Here is a 16486-nt window from a genome sequence, read left to right on the forward strand (position 1 = left end):
GCCTGCCTGGCCTGACTCAGGCGATGCCTGCCTGGCCTGACTCAGGCGATGCCTGCCTGGCCTGACTCAGGCTACGGCCTGCCACCAGCCGTCGACGGCGGGCGGCTCGTCGACGACCACCCGCTCGCCCGGCCGGGGCACGGCGAGCCGTACGTCGCGGGCCTTCGCCTCGGCCCACAGCCGGTCGACCGGCTCGGACCAGTCGTGCAGGGCCAGGTTGAACGTCGCCCAGTGCACCGGCACGAACAGCCCACCGCGCAGGTCGAGGTGGGCGCTGACCGCCTCCTCCGGGAACATGTGGATCGTCGGCCAGGCCCGGTCGTACGCGCCGATCTGCATCAGCGTCACGTCGAACGGCCCGTGCTCGGCGCCGATCTCGGCGTACCCGTCGAAGTAGCCGGAGTCGCCGGTGTAGAAGACCTTGCGGTGCGCCCCGGCCACCACCCACGAACTCCAGAGCGTGCCGTCGCGGCGCAGCCCGCGTCCGGAGAAGTGCTGGGCGGCGGTGGCGGTGATCTCCAAGCCGGCCACCTGGTGCGACTCGGACCAGTCCAGCTCGATGATCCGTTCGGCGGGCACGCCCCAGCGGTCCAGGTGTGCGCCCACGCCGAGCGGCACCAGGAACGGCGCGGACTGCCCGGCGAGCAGCGCCCGCACGGTGGCCATGTCGAGGTGGTCGTAGTGGTCGTGCGAGATCAGGATGGCGTCCAGCGGGGGCAGCTCGTCGATGCTCACCGGTGGCTCGTGCAGCCGGCGCGGGCCGACTATGCCCGAGGGGGAGCACCGCTCGCTCCAGACCGGGTCGAGCAGCACCCGCCGGCCCTCGATCTCGATCAGGGTCGAGGCGTGGCCGTACCAGACGATGTTGAGCTCGCCGGTGGTGTCAGTGGCCGTCGACCCGCTGGCGGGCCCGGGCGGCACGGACGCGCTGGGGCGCAGCAGCGGCACGGGCGCGGTGGGACGCCGCTTCTGCTTGCCGAAGATCAGCTCGCGGACCAGGTTGCGCCCCGGCTCGGCGATCATCGTGCGGGTGCCGGCCCGGTTGTGGAAGGTGCCCTCGCGGAACTGCGGCGAGCGGGCCGCCCGTTCGGCCCGCGCCCCGCTGAGCCGGCCACCCAGGGCCGCCGGCACATCCCGGGCGACCCACGCCAGGCCGGCCAGCGCGGCCAGGCCAGCGGCGCCCCGCATCCGTCGCCCGAGCGACCGTTCGACGTCCGTGTTCTGCGCTCGTGCCATTGCCGTCCCTCCGACGTGTCCGCCCTACACGGTAGTCACCCGGGCCGACCCGTGCCTCGGTGGTCGCCACGCCGGGTCGGTCGCCGACAGCGGCGACCGACCCGGGAAGGGCTGACGGTGTGCCCTAGCCGCCGTTGCTGGGGCGTCGGGCGGTGATCCGGAACGTCCTGCCCACGCCCGCGATCCGGTCCACCGCGGCCAGGAACTTCGGGCCCATGGCGGCCCGGGCCTGCACCGCCGGGTGGGTCGCCCCGAAGTCCTCCGGGTTGGCCTGCCCGTCGGCGAAGAGGGCGTAGGTGAGCACCGCCGCGCCGGAGCGGTCGAAGATCACGCCGGCCTCGTGCCGGGCGTCGGCGTACCAGCCGGCCTTGGTGGCGATCCGGGCCCGCTCGTCGGAGGACATGGTGCGCCGGATGCCGTCGGTGAACGCCACCGGGGAGCGCAGGATGCCCAACAGGTACGTCGTCGAGGCGGGGGAGAGCAGCGTGCCAGCGACCAGGGCGCGCAGCAGGTCGTGCGTCTCCCGGGGGGTGCTGGTGCCGAGGAAGAACCGGTTCGGGTTGGCCACCGGCTGGACCTGGGTGTTCGGGAAGCCCTTGGCGACCAGGATGGAGTTGATCTCGGCGGCCGGGGCGACCAGCCCGCACAGCCGCACCGCCGTGTCGTCCGAGACGGTCAGCAGGTTGGCCAGCACATGCCCGATGGTCACCAGGCTCGGGTACGCGCCGTCCAGGCTGAAGATGCCGTCACCGCCCGGTACGACGATCGCCGCGCTCACCTCGACCTGCTGGTCCAGGGTGAGCAGCCCTCGGTCGACCTTGTCGAGCACCGCCGTGGCGACGGCGATCTTGTTGACGCTGTACGCCTCGATCCGCCGGTCCGCGTCGGCCTCGACCGCGACCACCGGCGCACCGGCCGGGTCGGCGACGCTGACGTACGCCTGCCAGTTGCCGCCGGCCTCGGCGCTGTGCCTGGTGAAGACGGAGGCGACCCGGCGGGCGGCCCGAGCGGGGGTGGTCGGCGACGCCTCGGTGGTCTCGGCGGCGCTCGCCGGGGCGGCAGCGCCCAGCACCGTGCCGGCGGTGGCCACCGTGCCCAACCCGAGTGCCGTTCTGCGGTTCAGTCGCATGGTCAATCGTCTCCCCGATCGTGATGTGCCAGAGCGCTTGCTGGCCCACCACCCTAGGCGAGTTGATCGATGCACGACGCCCCCGAATTTGTCCCGAACAGTCCCGAACAGGTCAACCGAACCGTCGGCGCAGCGCGGCGCCCACCGCAACCACCGGCCCGGACACGAGTTGCCGCAGGTCGGGCAGGTGGCCGCCGCGTACCGCCTCGCCGGCCGGGTTCGCGGCGAAGACCGAACCGTCGTGCGCGGCGACCGACCGTCCACTCAGGCCCGCCGCCCGCATCAACGGCCCGACGAGGACGTCGTAGACGCCCGGCAGTACGGTGAAGCCGGCCCGCAGCACGACGTTGAGCCGACCCACCGACACCTCCCGGCGGGGCCGGTCCACACAGTCCACGATGGCCCGGGCCACCCGCTGCGGGCCGGCGACCGGCGGCGGAGGTCGCCCGATCCGACCCAGGTAGTTGGCCGCCTGCTGGTACACCGGTGTGTCCACGCTGCCCGGGTTGACCAGACACAGCCGGATCTCCGGGCTGTCGCGCAACTCCTGCTGCACCGTCCGGACCAGACCCTGCAACCCCCACTTGCTCGCCACGTACGCGCTCATGTACGGCGCGGTGATGTGTCCGAGCACCGAACCGGTGAGGATCACCGTGCCGGCCCCGGTGGCCCGGAAGTGTCGCAGCGCCACCCGCACCGAGCCGGCCGCGCCGAGCAGATCGGTCCGTACCACCTGGTCGAAGACCCGTTCCGGCAACTCGTCGAAGCGACCGTAGGCCATCACCGCCGCCGTGTGCACCCACACGTCGATGCGGCCGAAGCGGTCGACCGCGGCGCCCGCGAGCGCGTCCAGCGCGTCCGGCTCGGTCACGTCGGTCGGCACGGTCAGCACGTCGACGTCGGCGCACTCCGCGCGTACCTCGGCCAGGGTCGTGGTGGCGCGAGCGGCGAGGACCAGGCGGTCGCCGCGCTCGGCGAACGCCCGGGCCGTCGCCCGGCCGATCCCGCTGCTCGCGCCAACGATCACGACCACCCGGCTCACGGTGCGAGTTGCAATCGTGACTGCGGGGCTCGCAACCCCGGCTCACTCCTCGCACTCATGGTTCGAGCACGACCTTGATGCAGCCGTCCTCCTTCTTCTGGAACATCTCGTACGCCTGCGGTGCCCGGGCCAGCGGCAACCGGTGGGTACGCAGGTCCTCCACGCCCAGCGGGTCGTCGTCGCCGGAGAGCAGCGGCAGGATCTCGTCGGTCCACCGGCGCACGTGGCACTGCCCCATCCGCAGCTGAACACCCCGGTCGAACATCTCCATCAGTGGCATCGGGTCCGCCTCGCCGCCGTACACGCCGGACAGCGACACGGTGCCGCCACGGCGAACCGCCTTGAGCGCGGCGTGCAGGACGGACAGCCGGTCCACGCCCGCCCGGTCGGTCATCGTCTGGGCCAGCTTGTCCGGCAACAGCCCGGCGGCGGTCTGGGCCAACTTCCCCGCTGGCGAACCGTGCGCCTCCATCCCGACCGCGTCGATCACCGCGTCCGGACCGCGCCCGTCGACCAGATCGATCAACGCGCCCGGCACGTCGGACAGCTGGCTCACGTCGAGCACTTCGATGCCGTGCCGGCGGGCCAACTCCAGCCGCTCGGGAACCAGGTCCAGCCCGATCACCCGGCCCGCGCCGAGGTGGCGGCCGATCCGCGCGCAGAACTGCCCGACCGGGCCCAGGCCGAAGACGGCCAGGGTGCCGCCTCGTGGGGTGTCCGCGTACTTCACCGCCTGCCAGGCGGTGGGCAGGATGTCGGACAGGTAGAGGTAGCGCTCGTCCGCGCCGGTCTGCGGGATCTTGATCGGCCCGAAGTGGGCCTGCGGGACGCGCAGGTACTCGGCCTGCCCACCCGGCACGGAACCGTAGAGCGAGGTGTAGCCGAACAGGGAGGCACCCTTGCCCTCGCTGGTCACCTGGGTGGTCTCGCACTGCGCGTAGAGCTGGCGCTCGCACATCCAGCAGCTGCCGCAGGCGATGTTGAACGGCACCACCACCCGGTCGCCCGGCTTGAGCCCGGTCACCTCCGACCCGACCTCCTCGACGATGCCCATCGGCTCGTGGCCCAGGACGTCACCCGGCTTCAGGTACGGCCCGAGCACCTCGTAGAGGTGCAGGTCGGAACCGCAGATCGCGGTCGAGGTGATCTTCACGATCGCATCGGTCGGCTCCTCGATCCGAGGGTCCGGCACCTCCTCGACCCGTACGTCCCGCTTGCCCTGCCAGGTGAGCGCCTTCATGTCCCTCATCCCTTCTCACTGCCGTCTCAAAAGACTGCTACCCGGGCTCGGGCACTTGAACCGGCGGCGTGTCCCTGGCGTGTCTCTCGGGCTGGCGTCGGGCTTGGCGGTGGTTGCGGTGGGAGCCGGGGACGGTCGCCCCAGCCCTCACCGCATCCAGAGGCCAAGAGCCAGAACGCCAGACCGCCGTACCCCCGAGGAAAGCGGGATACGGCGGTCTGGCGTGGTACGACGGACTCTCAGGAACCGGGGGTGTTGTTGGCTCCCTTGGCGGTGGCCGCGAGGTAGTCGCGGTTGAGCCGGCCGATGGTGTTCAGCGGGATGCCCTTCGGGCAGGCCGGGGTGCATTCGCCGGCGTTGGTGCAGCCGCCGAAGCCGGCCTCGTCGTGCGCGTCGACCATGCCGATCACCCGGGTGTAGCGCTCGGGCTGGCCTTGGGGCAGCAGCGAGAGCTGGGTGAGCTTGGCGGCGGTGAAGAGCATGCCGGAGCCGTTCGGGCAGGCTGCCACGCAGGCCCCGCAGCCGATGCAGGCCGCCGACTCGAAGGCGGCGTCTGCGTTGGCCTTGGCCACCGGGGTGGAGTGGGCTTCGGGGGCGCTGCCGGTCGGCGCGGTGACGTAGCCGCCAGCCGCGATGATCTTGTCGAAGGCGCTGCGGTTGACGACCAGGTCCTTGACCACCGGGAAGGCGCTGGCCCGCCACGGCTCGATGTCGATCGTCTCGCCGTCCTTGAACTGCCGCATGTGCAGCTGGCACGCGGTGGTGCCGCGCTGCGGCCCGTGCGCGTCGCCATTGATCATCAGGCCGCACATGCCGCAGATGCCCTCGCGGCAGTCGTGGTCGAACGCCACCGGGTCCTCGCCAGCGAGGATCAGCCGCTCGTTGAGCACGTCGAGCATCTCCAGGAACGACATGTCCGGGGACACGTCGTCGACCGGGTAGGTCACCATCCGACCCTTGTCCTCAGGGCCCTTCTGGCGCCAGATGCGCAGGGTCAGGTTCACTTGTAGCTCCGCTGCGTGGGGTGGACGTATTCGAACTTCAGGTCTTCCTTGTGCAGCACCGAGGGCTCGCCGTCGGCGGTGAACTCCCAGGCCGCCACGTACGCGAACCGGTCGTCGTCGCGCTGCGCCTCACCGTCGGGGGTCTGGTGCTCGGCCCGGAAGTGGCCGCCGCAGGACTCCTCGCGGTGCAGGGCGTCGATGCACATCAGCTCGGCCAGCTCGAAGAAGTCGGCCACCCGGCCGGCCTTCTCCAGCGACTGGTTGAGTTCCTCGCCGGTGCCGGACACCTTGACCCGCTGCCAGAACTGCTCGCGCAGGGCACGGATCTCGTCGATCGCCTTGCGCAGCCCGGCCTCGCTGCGCTCCATGCCGCAGTGTTCCCACATGATCTGGCCCAGTTCCCGGTGGAACGAGTCCACGGTCCGGTCGCCGTCGACACCGAGCAGCCGCTGGACGCGGTCCTCGACGTCGGTGCGCGCCTCGACGGCCGCCGGGTGGCTGGCGTCGACCTTCTCCAGCGGACCGGAGGCCAGGTAGTTGGCGATGGTGGTGGGCAGCACGAAGTAGCCGTCGGCGAGGCCCTGCATCAGCGCCGAGGCGCCGAGCCGGTTCGCACCGTGATCGGAGAAGTTCGCCTCGCCGATCACGAACAGGCCGGGGATGTTCGACTGGAGGTCGTAGTCGACCCACAGGCCGCCCATCGTGTAGTGCACGGCGGGGTAGATGCGCATCGGCACCTCGTACGGGTCCTCGCCGGTGATCCGCTCGTACATCTCGAAGAGGTTGCCGTACTTGGCCTCGATGGCCTTGCGGCCCAGCCGGCCGATCGCGTCGGCGAAGTCGAGGTAGACGCCGAGCTTCGTCGGCCCGACGCCCCGACCCTCGTCGCACACGTTCTTCGCGGCGCGGGAGGCGATGTCGCGGGGGACCAGGTTGCCGAAGGAGGGGTAGATCCGCTCCAGGTAGTAGTCCCGCTCGTCCTCTCCGATGTCCTTCGGGCTGCGGTCGTCACCCTTGGTCTTCGGCACCCAGACCCGGCCGTCGTTGCGCAGCGACTCGCTCATCAGGGTCAGCTTCGACTGGTGGTCGCCGGAGACCGGGATGCAGGTCGGGTGGATCTGCGTGTAGCACGGGTTGGCGAAGTACGCGCCCTTGCGGTGCGCGCGCCAGGTGGCGGTGACGTTGCAGCCCTTGGCGTTTGTGGAGAGGTAGAAGACGTTGCCGTAGCCGCCGGAGGCGAGCACCACGGCGTCGGCCATCTCGGTGCTGATCTCGCCGGTGACCAGGTCCCGGACGACGATGCCCCGGGCCTTGCCGTCCACCAGGACCAGCTCCAGCATCTCGTGCCGGGCGTTCATCTCCACGTTGCCCAGGCCGATCTGCCGCTCCAGGGCCTGGTACGCCCCGAGCAGCAGCTGCTGGCCCGTCTGGCCCCGGGCGTAGAAGGTGCGCTGCACCTGGGCGCCACCGAAGGAGCGGGTGTCCAGCAGGCCGCCGTACTCGCGGGCGAACGGCACTCCCTGGGCGACGCACTGGTCGATGATGTTGACCGACACCTCGGCGAGCCGGTGCACGTTCGACTCCCGGGAGCGGAAGTCGCCGCCCTTGACGGTGTCGTAGAAGAGCCGGTGCACGGAGTCGCCGTCGTTGCGGTAGTTCTTCGCCGCGTTGATGCCGCCCTGTGCCGCGATGGAGTGCGCCCGCCGCGGGCTGTCCTGGTAGCAGTAGGACTTGACGTGGTAGCCCTGCTCGGCCAGGGTCGCGGCGGCGGAGCCGCCGGCCAGGCCGGTGCCGACCACGATCACCGTCATCTTGCGGCGGTTGGCGGGGTTGACCAGCTTGGCCTCGAAGCGCCGGGTCTCCCAACGCTTCTCGACCGGGCCGGCGGGAGCCTTGGTGTCGGCGATCGGGTCGCCCTCGGTGAAGAGTTCCATGTCAGGACACCAATCCGGTGAGTACGGCGAACGGGACCACCAGGTACCCGGCGCAGAGCAGCACGGCGAAGATCAGAGCCGCGGTACGCGCTCTGCGCTCGCCGCGGGGCGTCTGCTGGCCGAGGCTGCGGAACGCGCTGAACGCGCCGTGGCGCAGGTGGAAGCCCACCGCGAGGATGGCCAGCGTGTAGAAGAGCGTGACGTACCAGCGCTCCGGGGCGAAGTCGGCGACGACGTTGCCGTACGGCTTGCTGGCGTCACCGACCGGGTTCAGCGTGCCGGTGGTCAGGTCCAGCAGGTGGTAGATCACGAAGAGCAGGATGATCACTCCACCCCAGCGCATCGTGCGGGCCGCGTAGCTGCCGTTGACCTTCTTGCGGTGGGCGTACTTGACCGGGCGGGCGGCGCGGGCCCGGCGGGCCAGCACGGTGGCGGCCACGATGTGGGCGACGACCGCCACCACCAGCACGGTGCGCAGGATCCACAGGAACCAGACGCCGGGCAGCAGTGGCTTGCCGATGTCGCGCAGCCAGTGGGCGTAGTGGTCGAACGAGGTCTCCCCCGTGAACACCTTCAGGTTGCCGAGCATGTGGGCGATGAGGAACAGCGCCAGCAGGATGCCCGTCACCGCCATGACGGCCTTGAGGCCGACGTTCGAGCGGATGGGCGACCGAGTCTTCGTGATTACCACAGGACCGACGCTAGGAGTACTTCGATCAGTCGTCCAATGCATCAAACTCGCAGTGTTGATAGCCGTAGGCTATGTAGATGCAGCTCCATCAGCTCCGGTACTTCGTCGCGGTGGCCGAAGTACGACATTTCACCCAAGCCGCCGACCTCGTGGGCATCACTCAGCCTTCTCTCAGTAAGCAAATTCACGCTCTGGAGGCCGACCTCGGAGCACCACTGTTCGAGCGGGTAAGGGGCAACATCGCACTCACCGCGGCGGGTGAGGTGCTGCTGCCGTTGGCCACCCGGATCCTCGCCGACGTGGAGACCGCGACCCGGGAGGTCCAGGAGTTGGTCGGGCTGCGCCGGGGCCGGGTCCGGCTCGGGGCCACCCCCAGTCTGGCCACCTCGCTCGCCCCGCCGGTGCTGCGCCGCTTCCGCGACGCGCACCCCACCGTCGACCTGCGCGTCGAAGAGGGCGGCTCGCAGGATCTGGTGCGCGACCTGCTCCGCGGCGACCTCGACCTGGCCCTCATCATCATGCCGGCGCAGGGGGCAGACCCCGGGCTGCGGGTCGACCCGATCCTGCGCGAGAGCCTGGTGGTGGCCTCGGTGGGGGAGGTGGCGACCGCGTCGCCGACCGGGGAGCTGCGGATCACCGACCTGCGGGACCAACCGATGGTGATGTTCCGGGAGGGGTACGACCTGCGCGACGCGACCATCCAGGCATGTCGGGAGGCGGGCTTCGAACCCACCTTCGCTGTGGACGGCGGCGAGATGGACGCGGTGCTCAGTTTCGTCGAGGCGGGGCTCGGCATCGCTCTCGTGCCCGGCATCGTGCTGGCTCGCCGGCCGGGCGTGCGGATCACCCCCCTCGCCCCGCCCGGGGTGCGGCGGACCATCGCGGTGGCCCGTCGGCGCGACGTCGTACCCACCCACGCCGGTAGGGAGCTTCGCCGCATCCTGCTCGACTACATCCAGTCGGCGATCGACCTCGGCGAACTGCCCCCCGGCGTCGAGCCACTGACCTGACCCGCCGGGGCCCGCCGCAGCGAAGAGGCCGGACGGGGGCCGCCGCCGCGAAGATGTCGGCAGCGGCCCGGCCGTCGGCTCAGCGGCCCTCGGCGTCGTCCATCGCCCGGTAGATCCGCTGCTCGGAGACGGGGTACGGGGTGCCCAGCGCCTGGGCGAAGACGTTCACCCGCAACTCCTCGATCATCCAGCGGATCTGCCGGACGGCGGTCTCCTGGCGGCGGGCCGGCGACAGGTTGGCGAGCAGGTCGGCGTACTCCTTCTGCACCACCGCGATCCGGTCCTGCTGCTGGCGGTCCCGCTGCGGGTTGCCGCCCAGCCGCTCCAGCCGACGTTCGATGGCGGTGAGGTAGCGCAGCAGGTCGGGCAGGCGCGCGTACCCGGTCTCGGTGATGAAACCGGCGTGCACCAGACCGGCGAGCTGGTTGCGGATGTCGGCCAGCGCCGCCACCACGGCGAGGTTGCGGGTCGCACCGAGTCGCTGCTCGACGGCGTACGCGGCGGCGAGGACCTTGCGGACCCGGTCCATCACCTCGACGACGGTGTCGACCAGGTCGGCGCGGACCTTCTCGCGCAGGGCCGCGAAGCCGTCGGCGTCCCACGCCGGCCCGCCGGCCACGCCGATCAGCCGGTCGATGGCGGCGCCCGCCGCGTCCTCGATCAGCTCCTGCACGCCGCCGTGCGGGTTGCGGCTCAACGCCAGCTTCGCCTCGTTGTCCAGCCGCCCCTGCAGGAACCGCGCCGGGGACGGCACGGTGAGCCGCAGCAGTCGGCGGGTGCCGGCCCAGTGCGCCGCCTCCGCCTCGGCGGGGGAGTCGAACACCTTCACCCCGACCGTGGCGCCCTCGTCGACCAGCGCCGGGTACGCGGTGACCGCGTAACCGGCACGGACCTGCTCGATGGTCCGGGGCAGCGTGCCGATGCTCCACTCGCGCAACCCGGTACGGGCCACCTCCGGTGCGGCGGCCGCCACCACCTGGCGTACCTCCTGGCGGAGTTGGCGTTGCAGGGCCGGTAGGTCCTTGCCCTCGGCGACCGGCTTCTCGTCGTCACCGAGGACCCGGAAGGTCACCCGGAGGTGCGCCGGCAGCTTGCCCGGCTCCCATGCGTCGCGGGGCACTGTCACCCCGGTCATCCGGCGCAGCTGCCGGGTGAGCGCGTCCAGCAGCGACTCCTCGCCGGGAGTGATCGCCGCCAGGGCGGCCCGGGCGTAGTCCGGCACCGGGACGAAGTTGCGGCGGATCGCCTTGGGCAGCGAGCGGATCAGCGCGATCACCGTCTCCTCGCGCAGCCCCGGCACCTGCCAGTCGAAGGTCTCCGCCGGCACCTGGTTGAGCAGCGGCAGCGGGATGTCCACCGTGACGCCGTCGTCCGGCGTGCCCGGCTCGAACCGGTAGGTCAGCGGCAGCCGCACCCCGTCGGCCTGCCACTCGTCCGGGTAGTCGTCCTCGTCCACCCCGGGTCGGCCGTCGTTGATCAACAGGTCACGGGTGAAGGTGAGCAGGTCGGGTTGCTCGCGGCGGGTCTTCTTCCACCAGCTGTCGAAGTGCCGGCCGGAGGACACGTCGGCGGGGATCCGCTGGTCGTAGAAGCCGAAGATGGTTTCGTCGTCGACCAGGATGTCCCGGCGTCGGGCCCGGCTCTCCAACTCCTCGATCTCGGCGAGCAGCCGCTTGTTGTCCGCCCAGAACTGGTGGTGGGTCTGCCAGTCGCCCTCGACGAGGGCGTGCCGGATGAACAGCTCCCGGCTCAGCGTCGGGTCGATCCGCCCAAAGTTGACCTTGCGGGAGCTGACCAGCGGGACGCCGTACAGGGTGACCTTCTCGTAGGCCATCACCGCGGCCTGCTTCTTCTCCCAGTGCGGTTCGCTGTAGCTGCGCTTGACCAGGTGCTGCGCCAGCGGCTCGACCCACTCCGGCTCGACCCGGCCGGCGATGCGCCCCCACAGCCGGGAGGTCTCCACCAACTCGGCGGCCATCACCCAACGCGGCGGCTTCTTGAACAGCGCCGACCCGGGGAAGAGCGCGAACTTCGCGCCCCGCGCACCCAGGTACTCGTGTTTCTGGGCGTCCTTCAGGCCGATGTGCGACAACAGGCCGGGCAGCAGAGACTGGTGCACCTTTGGGGTGTCGATCTCCTCCGGCAGGTCCGCGCCACCCCGGCGGCCCCGGCCGGCGTCCGCGTCGTCCGAGCTGTCGCGCGCCGGCCGCCCGCCACGCCGGTCGCCGTCGGACGGGGTACGCAGCACCTGGCGCAGCTGGCTGACAATGTCCTGCCACTCGCGGATGCGCAGGTAGTTCAGGTACTCGGCCTTGCACATCCGGCGGAACGCGCTGGAGGACAGCTCCCGCTGCTGCTCGCGCAGGTAGCGCCACAGGTTGAGGAAGGCGACGAAGTCCGACTCCTTGTCGGCGAACCGGGCGTGTGCCTGGTCGGCCTGGGCCTGCTTCTCCGCCGGCCGCTCGCGCGGGTCCTGGATGGAGAGCGCGGCGGCGATCACCAACACCTCGGTGGCGCAACCGTTGCGTTCGCCCTCGACCACCATCCGGGCCAGCCGCGGGTCGACCGGCAACTGGGCCAGCCGCCGGCCCAGCGCGGTGAGCCGCTTCGCCGGGTCCGCCTCGGTCGGGTCCAGCGCGCCCAGCTCGTGCAGCAGGTTGACGCCGTCGGTGATGTTGCGCTTGTCCGGTGGGTCGATGAACGGGAACGCGGCGAGGTCGCCGAGCCCGATCGCGGTCATCTGGAGGATGACCGACGCCAGGTTGGTCCGCAGGATCTCCGGGTCGGTGAACTCGGGCCGGGAGAGGAAGTCCTGCTCGTCGTAGAGGCGGATGCAGATGCCGTCCGAGGTACGACCGCACCGGCCCTTGCGCTGGTTGGCCGACGCCTGGGAGATCGGCTCGATCGGCAGCCGCTGCACCTTGAGCCGGCTGGAGTAGCGGGAGATGCGGGCGGTGCCCGGGTCCACCACGTACTTGATGCCGGGCACGGTCAGCGAGGTCTCCGCGACGTTGGTGGCGAGCACCACCCGGCGTGAGGAGTGCGCGGCGAAGACCCGGTGCTGCTCGGCGGAGGAGAGCCGCGCGTACAACGGCAGGATCTCGGTGCCGAGTAGCGTTCGTTTCTTCTGCACGAGCTTGCCCAGCGCGTCGGCGGTGTCCCGGATCTCCCGCTCACCGCTGAGGAAGACCAGGATGTCGCCGGGGCCCTCGGCGGCCAACTCCTCGACGGCGTCGCCGATCGCCTGGATCTGGTCGCGGACGGTCTCCTCGTCGCCGTCGCCGTCCTCCTCGCCCTCGGCGAGCTCGACGAGGGGCCGGTAGCGCACCTCCACCGGGTAGGTACGCCCCGAGACCTCGACCACCGGCGCGGGCACGCCCTCCGGCTCGTCGGCCGTGGGTGGCCCGGCGAAGTGCCGGGCGAACCGGTCGGTCTCGATGGTCGCCGAGGTGATGATCACCTTGAGGTCGGGTCGTCGGGGCAACAGCTCCCGCAGGTACCCGAGGATGAAGTCGATGTTGAGGCTGCGCTCGTGCGCCTCGTCGATGATCAGCGTGTCGTACTGGCGCAGCATCCGGTCGGTCTGCAACTCGGCCAGCAGGATGCCGTCGGTCATCAGCTTCACCAGGCTGCGCTCGCTGACCTGGTCGGTGAAGCGCACCTTGTAGCCGACCACGTCGCCCAACTCGGTGCCCAGCTCGTCGGCGATCCGGTCGGCCACCGTCCGGGCGGCCAACCGCCGGGGCTGGGTGTGCCCGATCAGGCCGTGCACCCCGCGCCCCAACTCCAGACAGATCTTGGGGATCTGGGTGGTCTTGCCGGAGCCGGTCTCGCCCGCCACGATCACCACCTGGTGATCGCGGATGGCAGCGGCGATGTCGTCCTTGCGCTCACTGACCGGCAAACCCACCGGGTACGTGATCACGGGCACCGCCGCCTGCCGGGCGGCGAGCCGCTGCTCGGCCCGGACCAGGTCGGCGGTGATCTCGGTCAGCGCCGCCTCCCGACGCTGCGGGTCGCGCAGCTTGCGGGCACCGTCCAGTCGCCGCTGGAGCCGGCGCTGGTCGCGGAACATCAGAGGTGTGAGGCGGCGGTGCAGCTCGCGAACGGGGTCGGACGCGACGGAGGCGGTTGGATTCTGCATGTCGTGCCCAAGGATAGGCAGCCCGGCGGCGCACCGCCCCTGGGTTACCGAGCGGCCGGCTCTCCGACGGCCACCTCCGGTCCCTTGACGGCCGCGAGCGGGCCCTAGAGTTGGCGGCCGACGTCGAGCGCTGGGGGAGCCGGATGGAGATGCGCGACACCGACCGCGCGTTGGTGCAGGCCGCGACGGCGGTCTCCAAGCTGCGCTGTCGCAGCCAGCATCACACTGTCGCGTCGGCGGCCCGGACCGCGGACGGGCGCGTCTTCACCGGCGTCAACGTCCAGCACGCCACCGGAGGGGCCTGCGCCGAACTTGTCGTCATCGGCACGGCCGCCACACAGGGCGTCACCGCGCTGGAGACGATCGTCACGGTCGCCGACCGTGGCCGCGAGGTCGTCGCGCCCTGTGACCGGTGCCAGCAGGTGCTGCGGGACTACTTCCCGCAACTGCGGGTGGTCGTCGGCCCGATGGACGCCCTGCGGGTGGTCCCGCTCGGTGAGCTGCCGGCGGAGACCGGCAGCGGCTCGGCCGGCTGACCGGGCCCGGGGTCAGTCCCCGGAGGCCGCCTCCAGCATCGACTGCGGCACCGGCACGCTCTCGAACCGCAGGGTGCCCTCCGGAAGCAGCCACGACGTGACCCGGGCGACCAGGCGACCGGCCCGCACGGCGGGGTCGTTGGCGAACAGCGCGCGTGCCTCGTCCGGGGCGATGGACAGCACCACGAAACCCCTCAGCTGCTCGTCGTCGGGGTGCAGGAACGGGCCGGCCGCGAGCACCAGCCCCTGCTGCACGAGGCCCGCCTGGTGGGCCAGGTGCGCGTCCCGCAACCGGTCGATCGCGTCCTGCGGCAGCTCCGGCGGATCCGACGGCCGGGTCAGCAGGACGACCGTGTGCTGGTCGAATCGCATGGTCACACCCTATGGTGCGAATCTTCCTCTTCTGGGTGTCATCTGCTATCTGTCCGGCCTGTGATCGTCTGCGAATCTCATTCTCGAATCGAGGTTCTTAGCGATTGGGAGGTGCGGCATGGTCACCAGACGACGACTGCTCGCGGCTGGTGCCGCTGGCGGCGCCGCGGTGCTGGTCCCGGCGGGCGGGAGGGCGTCGGGCCGGGCGCTCGCCGCGGCGGCACCGCTGGACGCCGGCGAGATTCCGAAGTACGTCACGCCGCTGCGGATCCCACCTGCCATGCCAGCGGTGGCCACCGGCCCGGAGCGGGACGAGTACGTGATCGCGGTACGACAGTTCCGCCAGCAGATCCTGCCGCCGTCGTGGCCGCGCACCACGGTGTGGGGTTACGGCTCCACCGCCCACCCCGGCAGCTTCGGCTACCCGGCGCCCACCATCATGGCGCGGGTGGGCCGCCCGGTGCGGGTGACCTGGGTCAACCAGCTCGTCGACGACCGGGGCGACTACCTGCCGCATCTGCTGCCGGTGGACCCCAGCCTGCACTGGGCCAACCCGCCCGGCGGGCCGGCGGGCCGGGACCGGCACGGTCACTGGGACGGCGACCCCCGGGGTTACCGCGGCCCGGTGCCCCAGGTGGTGCACCTGCACGGTGGGCACAGCACGCAGGAGAGCGACGGACACTCCGAGGCGTGGTACCTGCCGGTCGCCCGCGACCTGCCGCCGGACTTCGCCGTGACCGGCAGCGCCTACCGCGAGTTCCGGTCCCGCTTCGCCGAGGGTTCCGGCCTGCGCTGGGCACCGGGCTCGGCCACCTTCGAGTACGCGAACGACCAGCGGTCCTGCACCCTCTGGTACCACGACCACTCGCTCGGACTCACCCGGGAGAACGTCTACGCCGGACCGGTCGGGTTCTACCTGCTCGGCGGCGGAGACGACCTGTCCGACGGCGTACTGCCCGGGCCGGCGCCGGCCCGCGACGATCCGCCGCACGCCCGGTACCACGACATTCCGCTGCTGATCCAGGACCGCAGCTTCACCGCGGACGGCGATCTGCTCTACCCGGACACGCGCTCGTCGCACGGCGATGTGCCACCGCTCTGGACCTCGGGGTTCTCCGGCTCCGCCATCGTGGTCAACGGTCGCACCTGGCCCACGTTGACGGTCCAGCGTCGGCGTTACCGGTTCCGCCTGCTCAACGGCTGCAACAGCCGGTTCCTGCTGCTCAGCGTGGTCGCTCACGCCACCGCGCGGCCGGCCCGGCCGGTGCTGCCGATCTGGCAGATCGGCAGCGACGGCGGTCTCCTGCCTGAGCCGGTGCCGCACGAACGGGTGACCCTCGGCCCGGCCCAGCGGGTCGACGCGATCGTCGACTTCACCGACGTGCCGGCCGGCACCGAGCTGTACCTGGTCAACGAGGGACCCGACTGGCCGTACGCCGGCGGTCGGCCCGGGGTGGACTTCGACCCCGCCGACCCCCACACCACCGGGCAGGTGCTGCGCTTCGTGGTCACCGACGCGGCCGGCGCGGATCCGAGCGTGCCACCGGAGCAGTTGCGGCTTCCGTCACACCCTCGGCTCGGCCCGGCCCAGCGGATACGCCGGTTGTCGCTCAACGAGCGGAGGTCAGGCGGGGCGGGCGGGATGACCATGCTGCTCGGCGTCCTCGACGAGCGTGGCCGGGGCCTGCCGTTGCGCTGGAGCGACCCGGTGACCGAGCAGCCCACCCTCGGCGACACCGAGGTCTGGGAGGTGCGCAGCTTCACCCGGCACGTGCACCCGGTCCACCTGCACCAGGTCCAGTTCGAGCTGCTCGGCCGGGGGCACTCGGGGAGGGCGCAGCCCGGCCCGGGGGAGCGGGGATGGATGGACACGGTGCTCGCGTACCCGTGGGAGGTGACCCGGATCAAGGCGCACTTCGACCTGCCGGGTCGGTACGCCTGGCACTGCCACCTGCTGGAGCACGAGGACAACGAGATGATGCGGCCGCTCAACGTGCTGCCGCGCGGTGCCGCGGCGGCCGGGGACGGTGGCCCGTCGGGCGGGGACGGTGGCTCGTCGGGCGGGCCGGGGGGACCCGGGACGGTATCGACAGACGCCGGTTAGGCCCCTTTCCGCAGCTCGGCTAAGGTTAGGCGAACCTAAGCATG

12 protein-coding genes are annotated in these 16486 nt (G+C 71.4%); 3 read left to right on the forward strand and 9 right to left on the reverse strand.

What is annotated here, in order from left to right; genetic code table 11:
* Positions 1-66: 66 nt before the first annotated feature.
* From GA0070561_RS16585 to GA0070561_RS16615, 7 genes are all read right to left on the reverse strand, one after another.
* Positions 67-1236 carry an MBL fold metallo-hydrolase gene (locus tag GA0070561_RS16585; protein WP_091401520.1) on the reverse strand — a complete coding sequence of 390 codons (1170 nt, stop codon included), beginning with the start codon at positions 1234-1236 and terminating at the stop codon, positions 67-69.
* A gap of 124 nt (positions 1237-1360) precedes the next feature.
* Positions 1361-2365, reverse strand: a complete 1005-nt coding sequence (locus tag GA0070561_RS16590) for a serine hydrolase (protein WP_244166268.1) — start codon at positions 2363-2365, stop codon at positions 1361-1363.
* 112 nt (positions 2366-2477) lie between these two features.
* Positions 2478-3398 carry an SDR family NAD(P)-dependent oxidoreductase gene (locus GA0070561_RS16595; RefSeq protein ID WP_244166269.1) on the reverse strand — a complete coding sequence of 307 codons (921 nt, stop codon included), beginning with the start codon at positions 3396-3398 and terminating at the stop codon, positions 2478-2480.
* Positions 3399-3462: 64 nt separating this feature from the next.
* Complete coding sequence (locus GA0070561_RS16600) at positions 3463-4647, reverse strand: zinc-dependent alcohol dehydrogenase (RefSeq protein WP_091401527.1); 1185 nt, start codon at positions 4645-4647, stop codon at positions 3463-3465.
* 239 nt (positions 4648-4886) lie between these two features.
* The gene (locus GA0070561_RS16605) at positions 4887-5651 is read right to left on the reverse strand and encodes a succinate dehydrogenase/fumarate reductase iron-sulfur subunit (protein WP_091401529.1); all 765 of its coding nucleotides are present in this window, start codon (positions 5649-5651) and stop codon (positions 4887-4889) included.
* Complete coding sequence (locus tag GA0070561_RS16610) at positions 5648-7585, reverse strand: fumarate reductase/succinate dehydrogenase flavoprotein subunit (RefSeq protein WP_091401532.1); 1938 nt, start codon at positions 7583-7585, stop codon at positions 5648-5650. The genes GA0070561_RS16605 and GA0070561_RS16610 overlap by 4 nt, the downstream gene beginning before the upstream one ends.
* Position 7586: 1 nt before the next feature.
* Positions 7587-8270: a succinate dehydrogenase cytochrome b subunit gene (locus GA0070561_RS16615; RefSeq protein ID WP_084597936.1), complete on the reverse strand. Its 684-nt coding sequence runs from the start codon at positions 8268-8270 to the stop codon at positions 7587-7589.
* An 83-nt stretch (positions 8271-8353) separates the two neighbouring features.
* On the opposite strand from GA0070561_RS16615, the gene GA0070561_RS16620 reads away from it, so the two are divergent.
* Positions 8354-9286, forward strand: a complete 933-nt coding sequence (locus GA0070561_RS16620; RefSeq protein WP_091401535.1) for a LysR family transcriptional regulator — start codon at positions 8354-8356, stop codon at positions 9284-9286.
* Between the two features lie 79 nt (positions 9287-9365).
* On the opposite strand, the gene hrpA is transcribed toward GA0070561_RS16620, so the two are convergent.
* Positions 9366-13430 (reverse strand): ATP-dependent RNA helicase HrpA, encoded by a 4065-nt coding sequence (gene hrpA / locus GA0070561_RS16625; RefSeq protein ID WP_091401537.1) that lies wholly within the window; start codon positions 13428-13430, stop codon positions 9366-9368.
* 143 nt (positions 13431-13573) lie between these two features.
* Here hrpA and GA0070561_RS16630 point away from each other — a divergent pair, with 143 nt between their 5' ends.
* A complete protein-coding gene (locus tag GA0070561_RS16630) occupies positions 13574-13966 on the forward strand; it encodes a cytidine/deoxycytidylate deaminase family protein (RefSeq protein WP_091401540.1) in 393 nt (130 codons plus the stop codon).
* 12 nt (positions 13967-13978) lie between these two features.
* Here the strand turns inward: GA0070561_RS16630 and GA0070561_RS16635 are convergent, their stop codons facing one another.
* Positions 13979-14338: a YciI family protein gene (locus GA0070561_RS16635; protein WP_091402189.1), complete on the reverse strand. Its 360-nt coding sequence runs from the start codon at positions 14336-14338 to the stop codon at positions 13979-13981.
* A 118-nt stretch (positions 14339-14456) separates the two neighbouring features.
* Between GA0070561_RS16635 and GA0070561_RS16640 the strand changes: the two genes are divergently transcribed.
* Positions 14457-16442, forward strand: a complete 1986-nt coding sequence (locus tag GA0070561_RS16640) for a multicopper oxidase family protein (RefSeq protein ID WP_091401542.1) — start codon at positions 14457-14459, stop codon at positions 16440-16442.
* Positions 16443-16486 lie beyond the last annotated feature (44 nt).

It is taken from the genome of Micromonospora saelicesensis (genome assembly GCF_900091575.1).
GTDB lineage: Bacteria > Actinomycetota > Actinomycetes > Mycobacteriales > Micromonosporaceae > Micromonospora > Micromonospora saelicesensis.

Excerpts from the sequence above, each read along its gene's own strand:
- GA0070561_RS16590 (WP_244166268.1), bottom strand. The coding sequence starts at position 2,365 with ATGCGACTGAACCGCAGAACGGCACTCGGGTTGGGCACGGTGGCCACC.
- GA0070561_RS16635 (WP_091402189.1), bottom strand. The coding sequence starts at position 14,338 with ATGCGATTCGACCAGCACACGGTCGTCCTGCTGACCCGGCCGTCGGAT.
- GA0070561_RS16620 (WP_091401535.1), top strand. The coding sequence starts at position 8,354 with ATGCAGCTCCATCAGCTCCGGTACTTCGTCGCGGTGGCCGAAGTACGA.
- GA0070561_RS16610 (WP_091401532.1), bottom strand. The coding sequence starts at position 7,585 with ATGGAACTCTTCACCGAGGGCGACCCGATCGCCGACACCAAGGCTCCC.
- hrpA (WP_091401537.1), bottom strand. The coding sequence starts at position 13,430 with ATGCAGAATCCAACCGCCTCCGTCGCGTCCGACCCCGTTCGCGAGCTG.
- GA0070561_RS16640 (WP_091401542.1), top strand. The coding sequence starts at position 14,457 with ATGGTCACCAGACGACGACTGCTCGCGGCTGGTGCCGCTGGCGGCGCC.
- GA0070561_RS16600 (WP_091401527.1), bottom strand. The coding sequence starts at position 4,647 with ATGAAGGCGCTCACCTGGCAGGGCAAGCGGGACGTACGGGTCGAGGAG.
- GA0070561_RS16630 (WP_091401540.1), top strand. The coding sequence starts at position 13,574 with ATGGAGATGCGCGACACCGACCGCGCGTTGGTGCAGGCCGCGACGGCG.
- GA0070561_RS16585 (WP_091401520.1), bottom strand. The coding sequence starts at position 1,236 with ATGGCACGAGCGCAGAACACGGACGTCGAACGGTCGCTCGGGCGACGG.